Annotated in this window: 24 protein-coding genes and 1 riboswitch; of the genes, 8 read left to right on the top strand and 16 right to left on the bottom strand. The window is 35.3% G+C overall.

All coding sequences use genetic code 11. The annotated features are described in order from the left end of the window. Window positions 1-2,691, top strand: a 2,691-nt coding sequence (locus O9307_RS14505) for a carboxypeptidase-like regulatory domain-containing protein (RefSeq protein ID WP_366100665.1), incomplete at its 5' end; no start/stop codon positions are given. A gap of 381 nt (window positions 2,692-3,072) precedes the next feature. Here O9307_RS14505 and O9307_RS14500 read toward each other — a convergent pair. Beyond that, the gene (locus O9307_RS14500; protein ID WP_366100663.1) at window positions 3,073-3,486 is read right to left on the bottom strand and encodes a hypothetical protein; all 414 of its coding nucleotides are present in this window, start codon (window positions 3,484-3,486) and stop codon (window positions 3,073-3,075) included. A gap of 252 nt (window positions 3,487-3,738) precedes the next feature. Between O9307_RS14500 and greA the strand changes: the two genes are divergently transcribed. From greA to O9307_RS14485, 3 genes are all read left to right on the top strand, one after another. Next, on the top strand, window positions 3,739-4,215 hold the full coding sequence (greA, locus tag O9307_RS14495; protein WP_024980353.1) for a transcription elongation factor GreA: 477 nt from the start codon (window positions 3,739-3,741) through the stop codon (window positions 4,213-4,215). Between the two features lie 11 nt (window positions 4,216-4,226). Then, on the top strand, window positions 4,227-4,616 hold the full coding sequence (locus O9307_RS14490; RefSeq protein ID WP_298300686.1) for an HIT family protein: 390 nt from the start codon (window positions 4,227-4,229) through the stop codon (window positions 4,614-4,616). Window positions 4,617-4,784: 168 nt separating this feature from the next. Further along, a complete protein-coding gene (locus tag O9307_RS14485; RefSeq protein WP_298300683.1) occupies window positions 4,785-5,867 on the top strand; it encodes a transglutaminase domain-containing protein in 1,083 nt (360 codons plus the stop codon). A 73-nt stretch (window positions 5,868-5,940) separates the two neighbouring features. On the opposite strand, the gene O9307_RS14480 is transcribed toward O9307_RS14485, so the two are convergent. Together O9307_RS14480 and O9307_RS14475 are read right to left on the bottom strand one after the other, a co-directional pair. After that, entirely contained in the window at window positions 5,941-6,180 is a 240-nt protein-coding gene (locus O9307_RS14480) for a GlsB/YeaQ/YmgE family stress response membrane protein (RefSeq protein WP_298300679.1), read from the bottom strand. A 61-nt stretch (window positions 6,181-6,241) separates the two neighbouring features. Then, window positions 6,242-7,387: a HAMP domain-containing sensor histidine kinase gene (locus tag O9307_RS14475; RefSeq protein WP_298300676.1), complete on the bottom strand. Its 1,146-nt coding sequence runs from the start codon at window positions 7,385-7,387 to the stop codon at window positions 6,242-6,244. Window positions 7,388-7,476: 89 nt separating this feature from the next. Here O9307_RS14475 and O9307_RS14470 point away from each other — a divergent pair, with 89 nt between their 5' ends. The 3 genes from O9307_RS14470 (at window position 7,477) to aat (ending at window position 9,490) form a co-directional block, all read left to right on the top strand. Beyond that, on the top strand, window positions 7,477-8,352 hold the full coding sequence (locus O9307_RS14470; protein WP_298300673.1) for a flavin reductase: 876 nt from the start codon (window positions 7,477-7,479) through the stop codon (window positions 8,350-8,352). 12 nt (window positions 8,353-8,364) lie between these two features. Continuing rightward, entirely contained in the window at window positions 8,365-8,745 is a 381-nt protein-coding gene (locus O9307_RS14465; RefSeq protein ID WP_064715629.1) for a DUF3127 domain-containing protein, read from the top strand. Between the two features lie 106 nt (window positions 8,746-8,851). Then, entirely contained in the window at window positions 8,852-9,490 is a 639-nt protein-coding gene (aat, locus tag O9307_RS14460; RefSeq protein ID WP_298300666.1) for a leucyl/phenylalanyl-tRNA--protein transferase, read from the top strand. Between the two features lie 61 nt (window positions 9,491-9,551). Here aat and O9307_RS14455 read toward each other — a convergent pair whose 3' ends face one another. The 13 genes from O9307_RS14455 to O9307_RS14395 form a co-directional block, all read right to left on the bottom strand. After that, a complete protein-coding gene (locus tag O9307_RS14455; RefSeq protein WP_298300662.1) occupies window positions 9,552-10,262 on the bottom strand; it encodes a HesA/MoeB/ThiF family protein in 711 nt (236 codons plus the stop codon). Between the two features lie 260 nt (window positions 10,263-10,522). Beyond that, a complete protein-coding gene (gene thiH / locus O9307_RS14450; RefSeq protein ID WP_298300694.1) occupies window positions 10,523-11,644 on the bottom strand; it encodes a 2-iminoacetate synthase ThiH in 1,122 nt (373 codons plus the stop codon). 220 nt (window positions 11,645-11,864) lie between these two features. After that, window positions 11,865-12,242, bottom strand: a complete 378-nt coding sequence (locus O9307_RS14445) for a GxxExxY protein (RefSeq protein ID WP_298300691.1) — start codon at window positions 12,240-12,242, stop codon at window positions 11,865-11,867. Window positions 12,243-12,351: 109 nt separating this feature from the next. Next, entirely contained in the window at window positions 12,352-13,122 is a 771-nt protein-coding gene (locus O9307_RS14440; RefSeq protein WP_298300659.1) for a thiazole synthase, read from the bottom strand. Further along, entirely contained in the window at window positions 13,109-13,741 is a 633-nt protein-coding gene (locus O9307_RS14435; RefSeq protein ID WP_298300657.1) for a thiamine phosphate synthase, read from the bottom strand. The genes O9307_RS14440 and O9307_RS14435 overlap by 14 nt, the downstream gene beginning before the upstream one ends. Then, a complete protein-coding gene (locus O9307_RS14430) occupies window positions 13,731-14,489 on the bottom strand; it encodes a hydroxymethylpyrimidine/phosphomethylpyrimidine kinase (protein WP_298300655.1) in 759 nt (252 codons plus the stop codon). Before O9307_RS14430 ends, O9307_RS14435 begins: the two co-directional genes overlap by 11 nt. Next, entirely contained in the window at window positions 14,462-15,061 is a 600-nt protein-coding gene (locus O9307_RS14425; protein WP_298300652.1) for a thiamine phosphate synthase, read from the bottom strand. The genes O9307_RS14430 and O9307_RS14425 overlap by 28 nt, the downstream gene beginning before the upstream one ends. Window positions 15,062-15,126: 65 nt before the next feature. Continuing rightward, complete coding sequence (thiC, locus tag O9307_RS14420) at window positions 15,127-16,950, bottom strand: phosphomethylpyrimidine synthase ThiC (protein WP_298300649.1); 1,824 nt, start codon at window positions 16,948-16,950, stop codon at window positions 15,127-15,129. A 305-nt stretch (window positions 16,951-17,255) separates the two neighbouring features. After that, the gene (gene thiS / locus O9307_RS14415) at window positions 17,256-17,462 is read right to left on the bottom strand and encodes a sulfur carrier protein ThiS (protein WP_298300647.1); all 207 of its coding nucleotides are present in this window, start codon (window positions 17,460-17,462) and stop codon (window positions 17,256-17,258) included. 66 nt (window positions 17,463-17,528) lie between these two features. After that, window positions 17,529-17,624, bottom strand: a riboswitch (TPP riboswitch). A gap of 90 nt (window positions 17,625-17,714) precedes the next feature. Continuing rightward, on the bottom strand, window positions 17,715-18,278 hold the full coding sequence (locus O9307_RS14410) for a DNA-3-methyladenine glycosylase I (protein ID WP_298300644.1): 564 nt from the start codon (window positions 18,276-18,278) through the stop codon (window positions 17,715-17,717). Further along, entirely contained in the window at window positions 18,278-18,919 is a 642-nt protein-coding gene (locus O9307_RS14405; protein WP_298300641.1) for a hypothetical protein, read from the bottom strand. The genes O9307_RS14410 and O9307_RS14405 overlap by 1 nt, the downstream gene beginning before the upstream one ends. A 103-nt stretch (window positions 18,920-19,022) precedes the next feature. Then, a complete protein-coding gene (locus O9307_RS14400) occupies window positions 19,023-19,673 on the bottom strand; it encodes a queuosine precursor transporter (protein WP_298300638.1) in 651 nt (216 codons plus the stop codon). Between the two features lie 131 nt (window positions 19,674-19,804). After that, window positions 19,805-20,863, bottom strand: a complete 1,059-nt coding sequence (locus tag O9307_RS14395) for an exopolyphosphatase (protein ID WP_298300635.1) — start codon at window positions 20,861-20,863, stop codon at window positions 19,805-19,807. 206 nt (window positions 20,864-21,069) lie between these two features. Between O9307_RS14395 and O9307_RS14390 the strand changes: the two genes are divergently transcribed. After that, window positions 21,070-22,311 carry an MFS transporter gene (locus tag O9307_RS14390; RefSeq protein WP_298300632.1) on the top strand — a complete coding sequence of 414 codons (1,242 nt, stop codon included), beginning with the start codon at window positions 21,070-21,072 and terminating at the stop codon, window positions 22,309-22,311. The last annotated feature ends 210 nt before the right edge of the window (window positions 22,312-22,521 follow it).

The raw sequence follows: 22,521 nt of genomic DNA, 5'->3' as shown, positions 1-22,521 counted from the left end.
GGGACAGTCAAATTAATTGCAATGCACAAAATCCTCTTATGCTTTCTTTTATGCACAACTATGTGTTTCTCTCAATCACGCACTATAACAGGTTTGGTTTCTGAGGATACAAACAAGCCACTTGAATCCGCCAATGTAATTGCAAAACCGTTGCAAGAAAATGCCAGCCTCAAGTTTGCTATTGCTGATAATAAAGGGCGCTACCGCTTAGAGTTAGAGAAAGAGGTAAAATATGAAATTACAGTTTCGTATATTGGGTTTGTAGAGGAAGTATTTATCCTTGAAGCAGATGCAGTTATTGCTACGCACGATTTTAAATTAAAACCAACAGGCGAACAACTCAAAGAAATTGTTATTAAACATGAATTTAAGCCTATCATAATCAAGAAAGACACCATGACTTTTGATGTGAAGAGTTTTGCAAACGGAAACGAACGTAAAATGAAAGAGGTTTTAGAAAAGTTGCCAGGTGTTGAAGTAGACAAAAAAGGAAATGTTACCGTACAAGGCAAAAAGGTAACCAAAATGCTAGTAGAAGGAAAATCGTTTTTTGGCGGGGGAAGCAAATTAGCGGTAGAAAATATTCCTGCCGATGCATTGGATAAAATCGAAGTTATAGACCATTTTAACGAAGTGGGATTTATGAAGCAAGTATCGGATAGTGAGGATTTAGCCATGAATGTGAAGCTTAAAGCGGATAAAAAGAAATTTGTTTTTGGGGATGTAGAAGCCGGAGCCGAAGTTGGCAATGCCGATAATGGTTTTTATTTGGCACATGCCGCTTTATTTTATTACAGTCCAAAAACCAATTTAAGTTTTATAGGCGATGCCAACAACATTGGAAAACGCACCTTTACTTTTGATGATTTGTTGCGCTTTGGTGGGGGAATGAGTAGTTTTCTTTCTGGACGAAAATCGTTTACCAATTTGTATAGTTTTACCAATGATACAAATGAGCTTATACAGAGTAAATCACAATTTGCGGCGCTCAATTTTAGCCATGACTTATCAAGTAAACTAGAAATTTCTGGTTTCTCCATTTTTTCAAAAGTGTTTGCCGCTTCTCAATCGGAGAGTAGCAACGACTATTTGCAAAATAGTGCTGTAGCTTTTGAAAACAAATTGCAAAAAGGGGACAATCGTTCGTTACTTGGAATTTCCAATATAAAATTGAATTATTCGCCTAATACCAAAGAAAAATGGTATTACAACGGGCAATACCAATCGAGTACCAATGATTTGAACAGTACTATTAATTCGGTGACCAATTTAGGGAGCAGTGTTTTTCAAACCTTAAATCAAGCCGATAATACCGCGATAAAACAATACCTAGAATGGCATAAAAGTTATAACGATGCGCATACCTCTACGTTTGTAGTAAATCATGCTTATGACAAAAATACACCACAAACGCGTTGGTTTACAGACCAACCTTTTTTAACAGGTATCATTCCCATTCAAGCCGATAATACTTATACCATAGATCAAATCAAAAGGGTAAAAAACCATTCTATAGATGCACTTTTTAAGCATTATTGGGTGTTAAACAATGCCAATCATTTGTATACCATTTTTGGAAACAACAACGGACGCTCCCAGTTGTTTACCTCCGAAAAACAGGTTTTGACCACCAATGTTATTAATGATTTTAATACTGCTGGTTTTGGTAACGATATCAACTATCAACTCAATGATGCTTATATTGGGTTGGAGTACAAATTTAGAATCGGAAAATGGACGAATAAGCCTGCATTATATAGCCATTGGTATGCTATGAAAACCGAACAAGCCTCTGGAGATAGAGTGGTAGAAAAGCAAGTTTGGTTGCCACAATGGACTAGTGAATTTGAATTCAATAAATCAGAAACCCTAAATTTTAATTACAAACTCGAAGTAGGATTTCCTGAAGTAAGTCAGTTAGCGGATCAGTTCACGTTACAAAATTATAATTTGATTTTTAAAGGGAATGCCTTGTTGGAAAATGAACAGTTTCATTCCGCAAATTTGAGGTATTCCAAAATGAATATGTATCGCGGAATTACTTGGAATGCCGTGGCTAGCTTTCTTAAAAAAGAAAAGACCATTCGTAATGAAGTGATTTTACAAGGAATTAATCAAGTCAATAGTCCTTTTTTGAGAGACAATCCAGAGACGAATTACAATTTGAATGGGTCGTTTACTAAAAAAATCTACCGTTTTAATTTTCGACTCAATACGAGTTTAAGTTGGTTCAACTATTTGCAAACCTTGAATGGAGTGATAACTTCAAATGATAGGAATAACCAAAAAATAGGATTTTTGATTAAAACAGCCTATAAGAAATGGCCAACAATTAGCATGGGGTACACAAAAGGTTTTAGTCAGTTTAAAGGAATTACACAATCAAATTTTCAATCTGATACTTGGAATGGTGATGCTGAAATCACTTTTTTTAACTTTTGGACCTACAAATTAGCCTACGAAAACACTAGTAATACCAACGCTAATCAACAACGTAATTTTTATGATATTGCCAATACTTCTTTGCGCTATCAGAAGAAAAACAGCCCTTTTGGTTTTGAAGTAACAGTCAATAATGTATTGAATGCCAACGTAAAAAATGATTATTCCTTTTCGGATTACTTGATTAGCGAACGAAGTACTTTCGTATTGCCAAGAGTATTTATGTTGTCTGTAAGTTATAAATTGTAGTTTCGAAATCGCTTACCCTTTACCCGCGTGAGTGCAATGTAATTAAGTTAAGGAATAATCAATAATTTGATTGCTGATTTTTGAATAACGATTCTTGATTTCTGATGTGTGTGTAAACCATTGAAAAAACTAGTTTTTCCTATTTATTAGCACAAAAATCTAAAATCAAGAATCGTTTATCTACAATCAAAAATCTCTTAACTTAATGACATTGCGCGTGAGTGATTACTTCACGATACATTTATCTTCATAGGAGTTCAGTGAATTTCATTTGGAGCTAGCTACCGAAGTAGCGCGGATAGCACGACAGCTCATGACAAAGGGGGCGACTCACCAGCAAATTGAGTGGCCCCCTTTGTGGTGAGGTGGCACGCCCAACTATTAATTATACACTCTAATCACGCTTCCGATAACTTCTACGCGGTATTGTTTTAGGGGATATTGTAGGTCGCTTAAACCGGTAAATAAGCTGTATTCTTTGCTGTCGCAGGGACAAACCGCGTTGATTCCTTTGATAGTTAGGGTTGAACAACTGCTTAGTGCTTGATTAGGACAAGCGGCATCGAACGCGTTATAACCACTCCCTGTATTGAAAACGATAAGCCCCCGAGCGCCTGCTCCTGGATAAAAAACGGCATTACTCGCAAATTTCAAGTTAGAATAAGCAGGCAAACTAGTATTGATATCTACAGTAAAAGAATAATTGGGAATGAAAGGGTTTTTGTTGGTTCCTCCATTAGTACTACAGTTTGTAAACAGGAGGATTGTGAATAGAAAAAGCAATTTTTTTATCATTTTAAAATAGCATCAAAGATTAGTGAAACAAATTTAATTTATTTAACTTTGGATTGGTTATGGTTAACATTTAATTATAGCATAAAAAAAATTATAGTATATTTGCGGAAAGAAATCCCGTCCTGATGGGATTTTTTCTATTTTATACCTGTCAGGTATTGTAATGTGAAACGTAAGAAAACCAATAGTATTGCATTGGTTTTATGTGCAAGGAAACAAGAAAAAACCACTTAATTATTAACGCAAAAAGTTATGAGTAAAGTATCGTATTATACAGCAGAAGGATTAAAAAAGTTAAAAGACGAATTGGATCACCTAAAAGGAGTGATGCGTCCTAAAGCTTCGCAGGATATTGCTGATGCTAGAGATAAAGGTGATTTGTCTGAAAATGCAGAGTATGATGCTGCCAAAGAAGCTCAAGGATTATTGGAGATGCGTATTTCTAAACTTGAGGAGGTGTATGCTAATGCTAGATTGATCGATGAGTCGCAATTGGATGTATCTAAAGTTTTGGTTCATTCGAATGTGAAAATTAAAAATCAAGGGAATGGCATGGAAATGAAATATACCTTGGTAGCTGAAAGTGAAGCGGATTTGAAAACCGGAAAAATATCGGTAACCTCTCCTATCGGGAAAGGTTTGTTGGGTAAAAAAGTAGGCGAAGTTGCTGAAATTACTGTACCTAACGGAGTATTGAAGTTTGAAATCATTGAAATTTCTCGCGACTAAAAACAATAGTGATGAGTAGTATTTTTACCAAAATTGTAAATGGCGAAATTCCTTGCTATAAAGTAGCAGAAGACGAACAATTTCTTGCTTTTTTGGATGTTAATCCGAATGCAGTTGGTCATACGCTTTGTATTCCTAAGCAAGAAATTGACAAGCTTTTTGATATGGATGAGGAATTGTACCTAGGATTGATGCGTTTCTCAAAGAAAGTAGCCGCTGCTCTAGAAAAAACAGTGCCTTGTGAACGAATAGGTATGGCTGTGATTGGACTAGAAGTACCTCACGCACACGTACATTTGATTCCGATTCATGAAATGAACGAGATGCGTTTTCAAAATAAAGTCGCTTTGACAAAAGAGGAATTCGAAACTTTGGCAACAAAGATTCAACAGAATTTATAAAATCTTTTTTTCATATATTTAAACACGAATAGCAATCTTTGAAAGCTGTTCGTGTTTTTTTTATACCAATTCTCAATTATGAAAATCGTTTTTCCTTATTGCCTCTTTTTTTGTGCCTTACTAACCTTCGGGCAAACGAAAGATAATTTTGTTTTGATAGACGCAAAAATGGCAAAGATTCCGAAAGCGTCTACAAAGAACACAAAAAGTATTGCCGATTATATTGCTACTAATTTTAAGTCAGAAAATGAGAAGCTAAGAGCAACTTTTTTTTGGGTGGCATCTAATATTAGTTATGATGTGGCTAATATGGAGAATATTGAATTTAGCGACACTTCGGAACAGAAAATAGATAAAACGCTAACCACCAGAAAAGGTGTGTGTATACATTATGCGGAACTTTTTAATGCGATTGTGAGTCAATTAGGCTTTGAAAGTGAAATCATTGAAGGATATACCAAGCAATTTGGTAAAGTGGCAGCATTGCCTCACGCTTGGTGTGCGGTAAAGAGTGACGGCAAGTGGTTGTTGTTTGACCCAACTTGGGGTGCAGGCAGCGTAAACAATGGTGTTTTTGCCAAAAAGCTCAATAATTTTTATTTCAAAACGCCACCGAAAGCAATGTTGGAAACCCATATGCCCTTTGATTATTTATGGCAATTGTCCCGATATCCTATTAGTAATGCTGAATTTATTTCAGGTAAAATAATAGTCAATACAGCCAAACCAGTTTTTAATTTCGCTGATGAAATAGAGAAGTTAAAGCAAAAGTCTGAAGAGGTTAAGTTATTTGAATGTATTAGCAGAGTGGAAGCGAATGGTGTGTCAACGAAGTTAATAAAAGACTATTTCGAAAATAAAAAGAACGAATTATCAGGAAAGAGAAACAATCAAGCGGTTGAAAAATTGAATTTGATTGTAGAAGAAAGTAATGCTGCAACAGCTATGTTCAATGATTTTATTTTTTACAGAAATAAAAAGTTTAAACCAACTTTGTCTGATGATACAATTAGAGAAATGATTGCAGCACCCAAAGCAAAAGTAGTAAAATGTCAAAAAGATTTGGATGCTATTGGCACTCTTAACGATAGCAATAGAGCAACTTTGATAGCTTTTCGTAAAAACTTATCCGAATTATTAGTACAAATTGAAGAGCAGGAAAAATTTGTAGACGAATATTTAAGCAAAGGCAAACTGGCTCGAAAAGCAATGTTTAGCAAAGTAACTTGGTTCGGTTTACCGGTAAATTAATCTTTTTGATAGGTCTAAAAAAAAAAAATGGATTTCGATTTGAAATCCATTTTATATAATGAGTTTTTGAAGTCTATTTTTTGAATAAACTTATTAAGAATAGCAAAACCCAAGCACCTCCAGCAGCTATTATAATTTGCCAAAGGAGACCTCCGCCTCCAATTCCTAATTTTCCAGCAAGCCAACCTCCGATGATACTACCAACAATACCCACAATGATATTACCAAATAAACCAAAGCCGCTACCCTTCCAAAGTTGTCCACCTAGCCATCCTGAAATGGCACCGATCAAAAGAAAATACAAAAATTCCATAAGTCTATTTTTTAAGTTATCCCTTAAAATTAATCGAAAAAGAATCTTAAAGCCAATAAAATCAGAATTTTACAAAAATTAACTGCATTACTGTTCCTTTTCCTACTTCTGACTGCAATACTTTTATTGTTCCTTTGTGATAATCTTCAACAATGCGTTTGGTTAAGGACAAGCCTAATCCCCATCCTCTTTTTTTGGTCGTATAGCCAGGCTCAAAGATTTTTTTAAATTGATTTTTTGGAATGCCGCTTCCAGTATCTGAAATGGTAATTTTCACACTGTCGTTTTCTTCTTCAATGGCTAAATGTAATTTGCCTTTCCCTTTCATTGCATCAATGGCATTTTTAACCATATTTTCTATGGTCCAGCTATGCAAAGTAGGATTCAATTGTACTAAAATGTTTTTTTGAGGTGCCGAAATTGAAAATTCAATCTGCTTAGAAAATCTAGATTGTAAATAGTCATAAGAAAGTAAAGTTTCTGAAACTATATCTTTAGTTTCGAGTTTAGGTTCTGAACCAATTTTTGAAAAACGATCAGTAATGGTTTGCAAACGTTCAATATCTTTTTCTATTTCTTTGGTCGTACTTTCTGGTATGTCTTCGGTTTTTAAAAGCTCAATCCAACCAATCAAAGAAGACAATGGAGTGCCAATTTGATGAGCTGTTTCCTTGGCCATTCCTGCCCAAAGCTTGTTTTGGGTCGCCATTTTAGTGCTTTTGTAATAATTAAAAACTAAAGCCGCAAACAAGACAATGATGAGTAGTAAGGCAATGGGATAGTATTTTAATTGATTTAAAAGCGAAGAGTTGCCATAATAAAGTTTTTGAACTCTTCCTGGAGCATAAACAATGTGAATAGGCTCATTTTCACCTTTTAATTTTTCTAAAAAGAGTCTTGATTTTTTTGAATTTTGGATAATTGTCGTATCGATATTCACTGCATTGATGATGCTGTCTTTCTCAGTAAGCATGATTGGAATAGAGGTGTTATTGCTAAAAATAAGAAGTGGCAAATCTACATCTGTGTTTTCATCGGCATTGATTAACGTCTTTTGAGCATTTGCCCAAAGATTCATTTTTAACCGTTCTTCATTTTTAAAAATTTGAAAAAAGGTATACGTATTCCATAAAATTAAAGAAACCAAACAGAACGAGAAAGCAATAATAATCCATCGTGAGGTGTTTCTTTTGTTTGAAAAGGGCATAAGTTTCTTTTTTTAACTATAAATATAACGAATTTATGATGGTTGTATTTTACTTTTGTGAAAACAAAATAGCGCTTTAACTTCAATTTATGGTAACTATAGATCCCAAAAGTATTCCTACCGCTCAGCTACAAGGTTATTTGCAAAGTTCAGTTGGTCCAAGACCCATTGCTTTTGCCAGCACAATAGACAGTAAAGGAGTGCCAAATTTATCTCCTTTTAGTTTTTTTAATGTGTTCAGTGCCAATCCTCCCATTTTGGTTTTTTCACCAGCTCGTCGAGTTCGAGATAATACAATAAAACATACGTTGCAAAATGCTGAAACTACTCGCGAAGTGGTTATAAATGTAGTAAATTATGATATGGTGCAGCAAACTTCTTTGTCGAGTACTGAATATCCAGAAGGGGTGAATGAATTTTTAAAATCGGGATTTACTCCCATTCCTTCAACCATCGTAAAGCCCTTTCGCGTAAAAGAATCTCCTGTGCAGTTTGAATGTAAAGTCACTCAAATTATTGCTTTGGGAACAGAAGGCGGAGCGGGTAATTTAGTTTTGTGCGAAGTAGTAAAGTTGCACATCGATGAGTCGATTTTGGATAGTAATGGAGCGATTGATCAACACAAAATTGATTTGGTTTCAAGATTAGGCGGAAATTGGTATTCTAGATCGAACGAAGGTCTTTTTGAGGTCGAAAAACCTTTAAATACGTTGGGTATTGGCGTAGATGCTATCCCTGATTTTATTAGAGAAAGTGCTTATTTTGATGGGAATGACTTAGGTAAATTAGGAAACATAGAAAAAATTCCAACAGAAGAAGAAATTACTATCTTTGTAAAAGAAAATTTTGATGTCAAAGCGGTCCTCAGTGCCGACGATATGGATAAGAAATTTCAAAAAGCAAAAGAGTATTTAGTTAACGGAAAAGCTATTGAGGCTTGGAAGTTATTATTAGCCAAAAAGTAAATTTTAAGTATTATGGAAGTTTTAGGAAGAGTAAAAGTAATCAACCCCGTGCAACAAGTAAGTGCTTCTTTTAAAAAGAGAGAAGTTGTAGTAACTACTGATGAGCAATACCCACAACATATTTCGATTGAATTTCAACAAGACAAAACCGATTTATTGAATAGTTATGCAGTTGGGGAGCCAGTAAAAGTTTCTATCAATTTAAGAGGGAGAGAATGGGTGAGTCCTCAAGGCGAAGTAAAACACTTTAATACTATTGTAGGATGGAGAATTGAAAAACAAGCTCCAGTTGCAGCGGCAGCTCCTGCTCAAGCACCACCAATGCCAGCGGCAGAAACTTTTGCTCCAGCAACTAATTTTAATGAGGAAGAAGCAGACGATTTACCTTTCTAAAAGAATAAATTTCAAATTCTATATTCCAAATTCCAAAGCATTAAGTTGTGTTGGGATTTGGATTTTTTTTTGACGGCATTTGTAGTTAAATTATTGAACGTAAAAGATGTATCATTTATCTAAAAACTTATTTTTTCCACCTGTTTCTGAGGCAAATGCTGATGGGATATTGGCTATTGGAGGTGATTTATCTCCAGAGCGTTTACAGTTGGCTTATTCAAGTGGAATTTTCCCTTGGTTCGAAGAAGATCAACCTATTATTTGGTGGTCGCCCAATCCAAGAATGGTACTTTTTCTAGAGGATTTGGTGGTGTCAAAAAGTATGCGGAACATTTTGAATCGAAATATCTTTAAAGTCACTTTTAACCAGGATTTTAGAGCGGTTATTGCTCATTGCCAACAAGTAAAACGCGATGGACAAACAGGAACTTGGATTACAAACGATATGATTGAGGCTTATTGTAAATTGCACGAATTAGGTATTGCAAAATCAGTTGAGGTTTGGCAAGACAATCAATTGGTCGGAGGATTGTATGGTGTTGATTTAGGACATATTTTTTGTGGAGAGAGTATGTTTTCTTTGGTTTCTAATGCTTCCAAAGTTGCTTTTATTGCATTGGTACATCACCTTAAAATCAACAACTACCGACTTTTGGATTGTCAAGTATATAATGATCATTTAGCCAGTTTGGGTTGTGTAGAAATTGAACGAGCCGATTTTATGAGTATTTTGAAATCAAAATAAAAGGCATCACGCTTTTGTTTGACGTGATACCCCTATTATTTTTTTGAAAAGCTAAACTCCATTAAAACCGCAGTTTGTTAAATTGCCAATTTAGGGTAGAAAACAGTAGTAATTCATTTTGTAAAGTAGGCAAATCCATAATCAATTTTAGCGTTTCGTGCGCCATCATGCATCCTATCATTCCGGTAAGTGTGCCCAATACACCATTTACATTGCAATTGGGTACTGTTTTTGGATCGGGGGGCTCAGGAAATAAATCCCGAAGATTTTTGCTTCCTTTATGATTGAAAACAGCCATTTGCCCTTCGAATTGTAAGATGCTTCCGTAAACTAAAGATTTTCCTAAAATAACACAGGTGTCATTTACTAAATAACGAGTAGCAAAATTATCCGATCCATCCACAACGACATCGTACTTTTGAATGATTGTTGCGGCGTTTTCAATGGTTAGTTTCGCTTCAAGGGCTTCTACTTTAATCAAAGGATTCAACGCTTCTAATTTTTCTTTGGCCATCAACGCCTTTGATAAACCCACTTGATCTTCGGTGTATAAAATTTGCCGATGAAGGTTGTGGATTTCGATTTTGTCAAAATCTATAATCCCAATGGTTCCTACTCCTGCAGTAGCGATGTATTGCAAAATAGGACAACCTAAGCCTCCTGCTCCGATCACTAGAACTTTGGCTTTTTTGAGTTTGTCTTGTCCTTCATCGCCTATTTCGGGAAGCCTAGTTTGTCGATTATAGCGAAGAAATTCTTGTATGATACTCATTTGTTTTTTGGTTTAAAAAGTGTCGTTAGTCTTGATGTTTGAAGGCAATGTTATGTTTTCACGCAGATTTCGCAGATTTAAGCAGAAAAATCAGTTACAATCTGTTGCATCTGTGTGCTGTTTTTTTCTTTTTTCTCTTAAGTTCCTGTTGTTTTGCGTGAGGGATAGGAGCGGCATCCTCTTGGGGCGGGGTTCGCCCCAAGAGATATAGCGGATAGCCCGACCCGAAGTTTTTACGTAGGGGCACGCCCAAATTATGACTATGATTTTTGATAGATAAAATAAGGGTTGTCTTTCCAAACGGGTTCATAGCCTTTGTTGCTGATTATTTGGGCCATTTCATTTACAGTACGTTCGTCACTGATCTCGAATTGTTCCAAGGATTGTGGATCTACAACATAGCCACCAGGATTGGTTTTGGAACCTGCACTCATACTCGTCACGCCAAGAGGGATACTATTGTTTCTGAATTTTTCGTTTTCGCGGGTCGAAATAGAGATTTCTAAATCTTCGTTCCATAAACGATAGGCGCAGATGAGTTGGGTCAAATCTTTGTCATCCATAATAAAATTGGGTTCGATGATGCCCTCGGCGGGTCGTAAGCGCGGGAAAGAAACAGAATATTTGGTACGCCAATAGGTTTTTTGTAAATAGTCTAAATGTAAGGCATTGAAAAAGCTATCGGTACGCCAATCTTCCAGGCCCAACAACACGCCTAAACCAATTTTGTGAATGCCTGCTTTGCCAATCCGATCTGGCGTGTCTAGCCTGAAATCAAAATTGGATTTCTTGCCTTTGGTGTGGTATTTTTTGTACACTTCTTGGTGATATGTCTCTTGATAGACCAAAACGGAATAGACGCCCGCTTGGTGTAACCGTTCATATTCTTCTTGAGAAAGGGGTTGCACTTCTACAGAAATGTTTGAAAAAGCGTTTTTGATTTGGTCAATTGCATTGAGAAAATAGTTGATGTTTACGGTATAATTGGCTTCGCCTGTTACCAATAATACATGGTCAAAACCTAGTTTTTTTAGGACACCAACTTCTAATTTTATTTCACTATCGGTTAATGTTTTTCGTTTAATTTTATTGTCCAAACTAAAGCCGCAATAGGTACAAATGTTTTGGCATTCGTTGCTCAAATACAAAGGGGCATACATTTGTATGGTTTTGCCAAAACGTTTTTTGGTTAGCTCGTGACTTATTTGCGCCATTTGTTCCAAATAAGGCTGAGCCGCAGGCGAAATCAAAGCTAGAAAATCATCGAGATTGCGTTTGGTTTTGGCTAAAGCTTGTTCGACTTCTTTGGAAGTTGTCTGATAGATTTTAGTTTGAATCTTGTCCCAGCTGTGTTGTTCGAAAATTGATTTGAAATTTTTTATTTTATATTTTTTTTCTGACATTTTTCTTGTTTTTTTGCACGCAGATTTTTTTATCTTTTTTTATTTTTTGCAGCAACAATTGAGTTGCTTTTTGTGGCACGCAGATTTTGCAGATTTTTTTATCTTTTTATTTTTTACCACAGGAATTACCTTGCTGTTTGTGGTAAGCAGATTTCACTGTTTTTTATCTGCTAAAATCGGCGTAATCTGTGAGCTAATTTTATACTTTATTGGCTATTCGTTTTATGTCTTCTAGAATAGCTACAGTGTTGAAATTAACAAGAATCCCCAGTTTTTTATTTGTCAATTTTAAATAATTGGTAGTTTGTTTGTAATGAATTGGCGCTAATTCTTCAACTGATTTTAGCTCAATAATGACTTTGTCTTCAACAAGTAAATCAATTTTAAAGGCTACATCTAACGTGATTCCGTCATAAGGAATAGTGATTGCAATTTGCCTTTCAACTTTTAAATCCATTTTAGTTAATTCATAATACAAAGCGCTTTCGTATACAGATTCAAATAAACCTGGTCCAAGAGTATTGTAAACCTTGAAAATAGCTCCTCTTATTTTGAATGATATTTCATTTTCTGTCATTTTATTAGTATTTTCTTTGAAGGATAGTTTTTTTATGAAAGCAGATTTTTTTAAATAGGTTTTCATTTTATCTGCGTAAATCTGTAAAATCTGCGTGCCAATTTAAAAATTACTCGTATAAAAACGCTGTCAAAGGACTAGAAGCAACCGCTTGTTTGTATTGTTTGGCCAGTTTTGCTTCGTGCGCTTTTCTTCCAGAAATAACAGCTTCTTTAAAAGCTTCGGCCATCAATTTTGGATTTCCCGCTACGGCAATAGCTGTATTTACTAATACGGCATCGGCACCTATTTCCATTGCTTTTGCGGCATCTGAGGGTGCTCCAATTCCTGCATCAATAATTACAGGAACCTTACTTTGTTCGATAATAATTTCTAAAAAATCGATGGTTTTCAGGCCATTGTTACTTCCAATGGGAGACCCCAAAGGCATCACAGCTGATGTACCAGCGTCTTCCAAATGTTTGCACAAAACAGGGTCTGCATGAATGTACGGCAAGACAATGAATCCTAATTTGGCTAGTTCTTCTGTTGCTTTTAGCGTTTCGATGGGGTCGGGCAACAAGTACCTTGGATCCGGATGAATTTCGAGTTTGAGCCAATTGGTTTCCAGGGCTTCTCTAGCTAATTGTGCTGCAAAAATGGCTTCTTTGGCGTTTCTTGCTCCCGAAGTATTGGGTAATACATTAATTCGTGGATGTTTGAGATGTGCCAAAATCGCATCGGTTTCGGTTGCTAAATCGATACGTTTTAATGCTATTGTAACCAATTCGCTTTCGGAAGCTAAAATTGCTGCTTCCATTTCGGTGTTAGAACCAAATTTTCCTGTTCCTAAAAACAAGCGGGATTCGAATGTTTTATCTGCTATTTTAAATGCTGACATATAATTTTCCGTTAAGTTGAGTAATCAATTGCTTAGGTTTTTTACTTTGGGTAATTAAACCCGAAACAGCAATTCCGTGAACGCCAGTTTCCATTATACTTTCAACGTTTTTAAGTTGAATTCCTCCAATGGCATAAATGGGAATTTGTATTTTTTTAGCTTGCATCTTTTCGATAATGTTGCGGTAGCCTTCTAACCCTAAAATGGGACTTAATTGTTCTTTTGTTGCTGTAAATTGGAATGGCCCTAAACCAATATAATCGCATTTTTCAGCTTCTCTTTGCAATACGTCTTCAAAAGTATTCGCAGTACCACCTATAATTTTTGCATTACCCAAAATGCTTTTCGCTGCTGCAACGTTCATATCGCTCAAGCCTAAATGAACTCCATCGGCATCTAATTGCTCTGCTAGATGTACATTGTCATTTATTATTAAATAAGCAGAAAAAACATCGCATAATAGTTTTGCGGTTTCTGCAACATCAAAGAGTTCAGTGGTTGAAGCATTTTTGAAACGCAATTGAATCCATTGGCAACCATTATCCAATGCTTTGCGAATATTGGACAATTGTTCTTGGACTGTGTTTCCTTGAGAAATATATTGTAATTTATTGTACATAATGATACCCTAGTTTAGAGGTGTTAGATTGTAAGTAGGCTTCTATATATATTTTGGCATTGGTACAAGCCGTTTTTAGTTCTTGTCCCAAAGCTAAATGGGCTGTAATCGCCGACGATAACACGCAACCTGACCCGTGTTTGTCGAAAATATCAGTCGTGTTTGGCGCCAATTTGAAATATTTATTTTCTAAATACAAATAATCAAAGCCAATTTCGGTTGGATTGTGGCCTCCTTTTAACAAAACGGGACAATGTTTTGAAAGTAAAATGGCTGTTGTTTCTGCATTACATCCTTTTGAAGAAAATTGAAAAATCTCATTGTAATTAGGGGTAATCAAATCAATTTCTTTCAGTATATCAATTAGAATAGCTTGGTTTTCAATAGTTAAAAAATCAAATTGAGTGCTGGATTTTAAAACCGTGTCCCAAATTATTTTGGTCTCTGGTGAGCACTTTTTTATCAAAAAAACGATTGCTTTTAAAAAATCTAAAGAAGGTACAATTCCAATTTTTATGGCTTTTACGTCATAAGTAGTACATATTGTTTGAACAGATTGCAAAACAAAATCCAAATCCGTCCATTGTATCGCTGCAAATTCATTTTCGGTTTGAATGGTGTTTGCCGTACTAATAGCAAAGCCATACACTCGAAGTTGTTCGAATGTTTTTATATCTGCTAAAACCCCTGCACCTGCAGAAGGGTCTAAGCCAGCTATACTTACAACAAATGGGCGTTTTTTTGACATAATTTAAAATTTTCCATAGGTTGATTACTGTTCCAAATACAGCCTAAAAGCGCTATATCATTAAAACCATATTCCAAAGCAGTTTTGCTGTTTTGAGGTGTAATTCCTCCTAGTGCGACTAATCTTGGTTTTTTGTTTTTTATTAGTTTCAATTCTTTTTCAAAGTCTACATTCGAACGGTAGTTTGGTTTAGAAATACTTTCAAAAACGGGTCCGAAAAATGCGTAATCAAATGCATTAGATAATTGTTCTACATCATCCCGCTGATGAATGGAGGTGGATAGAGTATATCCCCTTTTTTTCCATTTTTTTAAATGTGCTTCGGGGGTTTCTATTCTTTTTTTTTCTGTAAAATGAATGCGACTTATTCCAAATCTCAAAGCCAATTCATGGTGACTGTGCAAGACTAATCGGGGTCTGAAAGCTATTGCAATCTTCGATAAGAAAGCATTCATTTCTGCCGCTGAAAAATCAGGTTTCCGAATATGAAGTACCTCCAATCCATTCTCGAAAAGAGAATGGATGAGGTTCATTTCATTGGGTTTAGCAATTGGATTTGTGATTACTATCATATTGAAATCTATTAAGATGCAAATAGTCATTGTAAGTCTTGATGCTTACTACTCAAATCTTAATTCTAAATATAAATTTCTTTTCCTTGTTCGATAAACTCTTCAGATTTCGCAGCCATTCCTTTCTCGGCTTCGGCAACGTCACGAATTTCTTGAGAAATTTTCATTGAGCAGAATTTTGGCCCACACATCGAGCAGAAATGAGCCACTTTTGCACCATCAGCAGGCAAGGTTTCATCGTGAAATTCTCGAGCAGTATCTGGATCTAATGACAAATTGAATTGGTCCTCCCAACGGAATTCGAAACGGGCTTTGCTCAGCGCATTGTCGCGGTATTGAGCGCCAGGGTGACCTTTGGCTAAATCGGCTGCATGTGCGGCAATTTTATAAGTAATCACACCATCTTTTACGTCTTTTTTGTTGGGTAATCCAAGGTGTTCTTTTGGTGTTACATAACACAACATTGCACAGCCGTACCAGCCAATCATAGCGGCTCCAATGGCAGAAGTGATATGGTCATAACCAGGAGCAATATCCGTGGTTAATGGACCCAAAGTGTAAAATGGCGCTTCGTCACAATGTTCTAATTGCTTGTCCATATTTTCTTTAATCATGTGCATAGGTACGTGACCGGGGCCTTCAATAAAGACTTGAACGTCGTGTTTCCACGCAATTTTTGTTAGTTCGCCCAGTGTTTCTAACTCGGCGAATTGTGCGGCATCGTTGGCATCGGCGATTGAACCTGGACGCAATCCGTCGCCTAATGAAAAGGCAACGTCATATTGTTTCATAATTTCGCAAATCTCCTCGAAATGGGTGTACAAAAAGTTTTCTTTGTGGTGAAACAAACACCATTTGGCCATAATCGAACCGCCACGAGAGACAATTCCGGTAACACGATTAGCGGTCAAATGAATGTAACGTAATAAAACACCAGCGTGAATGGTGAAATAAGAAACGCCTTGTTCGGCTTGTTCGATTAAGGTATCACGAAAAATTTCCCAGGTTAAATCTTCTGCGATTCCGTTTACTTTTTCTAAGGCTTGGTAAATCGGTACCGTGCCGATGGGAACTGGGGAATTACGGATAATCCATTCTCTGGTTTCGTGAATGTTTTTTCCTGTAGATAAATCCATAATGGTATCAGCACCCCAACGGCAAGCCCAAACGGCTTTTTCCACCTCTTCTTCGATTGATGAGGTAACTGCGCTGTTGCCAATATTAGCGTTAATTTTTACTAAAAAATTACGTCCTACAATCATCGGTTCACTCTCAGGATGGTTGATGTTATTAGGGATAATAGCACGCCCTCTCGCTACTTCGCTACGAACAAATTCCGCTGTGATTTTTGATTTAGGTGTGTTGGCTCCAAAACTATGACCATTATGTTGACACTGCATTGCTTTGGTTTGCTCGTTTAGTTGTTCGATACGTTGGTTTTCTCGAATGGCTATGTACTCCATTTCTGGGGTAATGATGCCTTGTTTGGCGTAATGTAATTGGGTAACATTGGCGCCTTTTTTGGCACGCATGGGTTTGTGTAAATATTCGAAGCGCAAGTGATCTAACTTTTGATCATTCAAACGTGATTTTCCGTATTCGGAAGAGATTTCGGTTAGTTCTTCTACATCATTACGGTCCAGAATCCATTGTTCGCGGATTCGAGGTAATCCTTTGCGAACATCAATTTGAATGTTAGGATCTGTGTAAGGGCCTGAAGTATCATAAACTGTTACAGCTGGATTTTTTTCTATTCGACCATTATATAGCTTAGTGTCCGCTAATGAAATTTCACGCATTGCTACTTTTATGGAATGAATTTCTCCATCGATGTATACTTTTCTGGAGTTTGGAAATGGAGTTTTTGAGATCTTGTCTTGGTTGCTCATAGTTTTAGTTTTTTCTTATTTTTTTGAAAAGGGTTTGTTTTTTTTTGTGTGAGGGATAGAAGCCAATGTCATTAAGTTAAGGAATTACTCTTATTGTTTTCACGCAGATTTCGCAGATTTGCGCAGAAAAATCAGTTAAAATCTGTTGAATCTGCGTGCTATTTTTTTCTTTATCCTCTTAACTTAATGACATTGGGATAGAAGCTGGCTACCGAAGTAGCGCGTATAGCCCGACCGCATTTGTAAAAGGCGCGCTCTAAAGGGTGCGTTGAATAGCGCCTTTTGCAAATGGGGTCACGCCCAAATCATCCGCCTTGAGTGGCTGTGATGATGAGAATTTCGTCGGTTGCTTTGATGAGATGGGTATTCCAATTGGATTTTGGAATGACGGTATAGTTAATGGCTAGGGCAATTCCGTTTTGGTTTTCTGGAATTTCCAAGTCAATGAGCGCTTGAACCGTTAGGTTTTCGGCATCGAATTGTTTTGTTTGGTTGTTGATTTTTAGTTCCATTCCTTTTGAGTTTAGTATATAAGTATACCTTAGGAATGGCTACGATTGTACCCAATTATGGTACAAGGAAGTCATCTTACTTTTCCCTACGCTAGTATGAACTAGATCAGGTTCAGAGGGTAAAATCTCAGCCTACAGTTGTAGACACCCCTAAAGTGTGAAGCAAATATAAAGATTTTAGTTTATACTTTTTGTTTAAAGTTTAAAGTTTGTAGGTTTAATTGTTGAATTTCACAAAAAGAATGCCGAAGCTTAATTCCTAGTCCAACAATCTTCAACATGGTCATTGACCATGCCAGTGGCTTGCATATACGCATAGATTACTGTGGAACCGACAAATTTAAATCCTCGTTTTTTTAAATCCTTACTTATCGCATGCGAAATCGGCGAAGTAGCTGGAACGTCTTTCAAGCTTTTAGGGAAATTGTCTATAGGTTTATGGTCTACAAAACCCCAAATGTATTGCGAAAAACTTCCAAATTCTTCTTGTATTTTTATAAAATTTTGAGCGTTGGTTACTGCTGAATATACTTTGAGTTTGTTTCGGATGATACCTGCATCTTGTAGTAATTCTTGGATTTTATCATCAGAATATTGGGCGATTTTTTTATAATCAAAAGAGTCAAATGCTAAACGGAAGTTTTCCCTTTTATTTAAAATGGTAATCCAACTCAGACCTGCTTGAAAAGTTTCTAAGAGCAAAAATTCGAATAAAGTGGCATCATCATATACAGGTTTTCCCCATTCTTCATCGTGGTATTTTTGGTACAATTCGCTAGAGTTACACCAGCCGCAACGTTGCAATTCTTTTTTCATTACTTTTTAATTTCCCAGTAAAACCCCTTGACAGAAGGGATATAGGCATTGTCTTTTTTAATAATTAATTCAGTATAAATTTTTCTTTTGTATTTAATACCAATTGCCCCTCCTTTTATTATTGTTTTATCTTTTTTAAAATCAAAGATCATCGGCCCGTTCTGGAATTTTGCATCCGAAATTTTTTCTATAAACCAAGTAGAGCCCCAGTTGAAATAAAGGGTATTGTGTCCCGTATATGTGACATTTTTTATAAATCTTATGGATTCTTTGGGGAAATTGTATTGCTCAATCAGCTCTTTTTTGGTGTACGTTTTTCCAATTTCACCATATTTAAATAATTTTTTCAAAGGTGATTCAATAATTTTTTCGACAATTGCATTTTCTTTTTTCAAAATTGCATCTTCTTTTTTTGAACTAACCTCCTCATCGCTTATTCGAAAATCTCTGGATTCTGAATTGAAGTTTTTTTCAGAAACAACGGTACTGTTTGAATCCGTTTGCAAATTATTTTCTGCATTTATTGCTTCATTTTTGTTAATTCCCTCTAACTTGTTATTCAGTGATTCCCCTTTATTATTATTACAGCTAAAGTATAGAAACAGTGAAACAAAAAAAATACAGGACGTTAGTTTCTTCATTTTAAGCGATTTAAAAAACCTGATTTATGATACTATTTGGTTCTTTTATTTGTTGCAAAAATAATGATATTCCAAGGAAAACGTATCAAAAAATCAAACCTTACTAGATTTCTTTGGATAGGTATTTTTTTATAAAATGATGTCCGGCATAAATTACTGGAGTTAAAAGAATAGCTATAGAAAGTTTAAAGGTATAACCTGTAAGTGCAGAACTTAGAAAAGTTTCAAAATTGATTTTTCCAGGGAGCCAAAAGGCAATTCCTAAAACTATAAAGGAATCAAACAGTTGTGAAACCAAGGTAGAACCAGTGGTTCTCAACCAAATCTTAGTATCTCCCGTTCTGTTTTTAAAAAACCAAAATACAGTTACATCGATGAGCTGTGAAACGAGAAAGGCAATGATGCTTCCCACAATAATCCACATACTTTGTCCAAAAACCGCTTGAAATTGATCATCGTTTACTGGACTAATTCCTTTGGCGGCGGGAATGCTCATCGCAAATAATAAAATGATAAACGAATAAGCGATAAGACAGGCTGTGATAAAGGAAAGTTTGCGGACACCTTTTTCACCAAAATATTCATTGATTAAATCAGTGGTCAAGAATACTACAGGCCAAGGCAAAATCCCGATACTCATCACAAAAGGGCCAATTTGGATTAATTTACCTCCAATCAATTCGGCAGTGACTGCATTGGTGATAAAAATCCCAGCAAGAATGACAAAAACAAAATCTTTACGAGTTTTAAACATAGTTTTGAGTTTCTCAAAAATAACATTTTATTTTGATTTGGTTTCAGTTTTGAAATTGGAACAGTTGTTAAATAAAAAAATCCCAAACGTAAAAAAACGAATGGGATTTAATATATTGATTAAATACTTTTTTAGTAAATCTGTTTTACACCTCTAGCATTATCGAATACATAACTTACTAACCAAGCAATTTGACCTTGTTTTGCAAAGAAAATCTTTTTGTTTTTCATGTCTGGAATTACTTCAAGACAGGTTTCTAAAAGGTTAAATGCGGCAATTAGGTTTTTTTGTTGGTATGTTTTTAATACTTTTTTCTTATTAGCATTGTTTTCTGCATCCAAGACAAAACGTTGGTAGTTGTTTTCTGCAATAGCTTTGATAGATAAAATATCGTCATAAGTTACTGGAGTAAAATTTTCTTCTGCAACAGTACCATTAAGCAAAGTAAACATTGCCCAAGCAGCTCCACCAGAAATGTACACGTTGTTTTTTTGTTGAGATTCTGGTCTGTTTGTATACATTTTTGTGAAAGTTTCACGCAATGTCGGCAAGTAATTAAACATTTCTTCATTAAACTCAAAAACGGTTTTTTGCTTACATCTTTTGTTGATTAACTCTGTCAAGGTTACAGTTCCGATATCAGCAGCGATTGGAAAGAAAACCCCTGAAGAGTTGATTTCTTTGGCGTAACCACCTTTGGTATTCCCCCCTCCTATGTCAACAATAACAGAGTTTAAATAGTTTTTTGGAGGAATACATCCTTTAAGTAAAAGCTTAGCTTCCAAAGAAGAAGAAATTACTTCAACATTCTTTTTTGTAAGAACTTTGATTTTGTCTGTAAGTTCGCTTGTATTGGTAGCTAAACCAACTCCAGATGATGCTACTATGAAAATATTTTTATCTTCAATTTTGTATTCTGTAAGCATTTTGTTGTAGTTCAATAAAACAACAGCTACCGCACGCTCAATATCCTCTTTGAATAAAGTACCATCTATTGAGATACCCGTTGCTATACCAATGTTTTCTGTCCAAAATTCTTTAACATCATAATTGTTTTTCTTTAAGTTTTCAACTTCAAGAACGGTCATTTTAACACCTTTACTACCTATTTCAATTCCTCCATAAAGTTGAGCGTAAGAAGAAAATGAAAAGAACAGTAGTGCAACTATAAAGTGCAATTTTCCTTTCATAATAATTTTTTTAATTTGGGGTTAGGTTGCAAATCTAGATTAAAATTTGAAAAATGTATCATTTTTTTCAAAATTTATTTTCAAAAATTAGAGAGTTAATTTTTTTAAATAACGAGCCTACAATTTAACATTTCAATGTTGCATCGTCTAAAAAAAAATCTATTTTTGTCGCTATAAAAATCTTTTTGCCCCAAAAATTTTTAATTATGATAAAAAACTACCTAAACAATTTTAAAGACTTTCCTAGAGAAGTCTGGATTCTTACTTTAATTACATTTATTAACAGAGCGGGAACAATGGTTATTCCTTTTCTGTCAAAGTACATGAAAGAAAACTTACATTTTAGTTACAGCCAAATTGGTTGGGTAATGGTTTTCTTCGGAATTGGTTCCATCATAGGCACCTGGCTTAGTGGTAAATTATCGGATAAGATTGGCTTTTACAAAGTCATGGTTTTTAGTTTATTTGCGAGTGGAATTGTATTTATTTTACTTCATTATGCTAAAACATTTGAAGAAATGTGCATTGGCATACTAATTCTAACTATCATTGCGGATATGTTTCGTCCCGCTATGTTGGTTTGTCTAAAAACCTTTACCACTAAAGAAAATAGAGCAAGTGCTTATTCATTAACACGTGCAGCTGTAAATTTAGGATTCCTTTTTGGACCAGTTTTAGGAGGTTTAATTATCATGCAATCAGGATATGAGTTTATTTTTTATGCAGATGGCGCTACTTGTATTTTAGCTATTATTGTTTTTGTACTCTTCGTAAAAGAAAAACAATTACCTATAAAATCTACCACCGAAAAAGCATTGCCTAAAAATATTTCAGTTACGAAAGACAAACCATTTATGCTGCACTTAGTTATTTGCTTGATAACTGGAATCTTGTTTTTTCAAATATTTACCACTTTACCTTTGTATCACAAAGAACAATTCAATATGTCTGAATTTGATAGTGGATTATTATTGAGCTTGAATGGTTTGCTAATCTTGCTTTTTGAACTTCCCATTGTGAATTACGTGAGCAGAAACAAAATCAACAACCATAGAGTTATCTTTTTTGGTTTGGTCTTAATGGCTACAAGCTTTTTATTCTTATTGTATCCATGGGAAGGTATGTTGATTCCTATGATGCTGTTTATGACTTGTGGTGTAATGTTGACGTTTCCTTTTGCGAATTCTTTTGCTATGGAAAGATCCTATGAGCAAAGAGAAGGGAAATATATGGCTGCTTTTACCATGAGCTATAGTTTTGCTCACATTTTGAGTGCAAAATCAGGAATGGAAATCATTCAATTTTCGGGATATGAAACGAATTGGATTTTTATGTCTATTCTTGGTTTGGTCGGCTCTTTACTTGTATTTAAATTGTTTGCCATGGTTGAGAAAGAAGAATTAAACAAAGCGAGAATGATTCCGGTAGAAAGCGACAATAGAAAATAAAATTCTCCTATGAATATAAAAAACAGTAGTGATTAATTTACTACTGTTTTTTTATGGAATTAAATCATATATAAGTAATGGTTAAAATTTAATGTCGTATTTAGTTCCAAAATTAGTCAGGACAAAATTTAATTTTTCTTTGAGGTTTTCGAATGATTTATAAGCATCAAAATCTAACCATTGATATTTTATTCTTCGCCATAGAATTTC

It is taken from the genome of Flavobacterium sp. (genome assembly GCF_027531905.1).
GTDB lineage: Bacteria > Bacteroidota > Bacteroidia > Flavobacteriales > Flavobacteriaceae > Flavobacterium.
The sequence above is the reverse complement of the archived record's forward strand: the minus strand, read 5'-3'. Positions and strand labels throughout refer to the sequence as shown.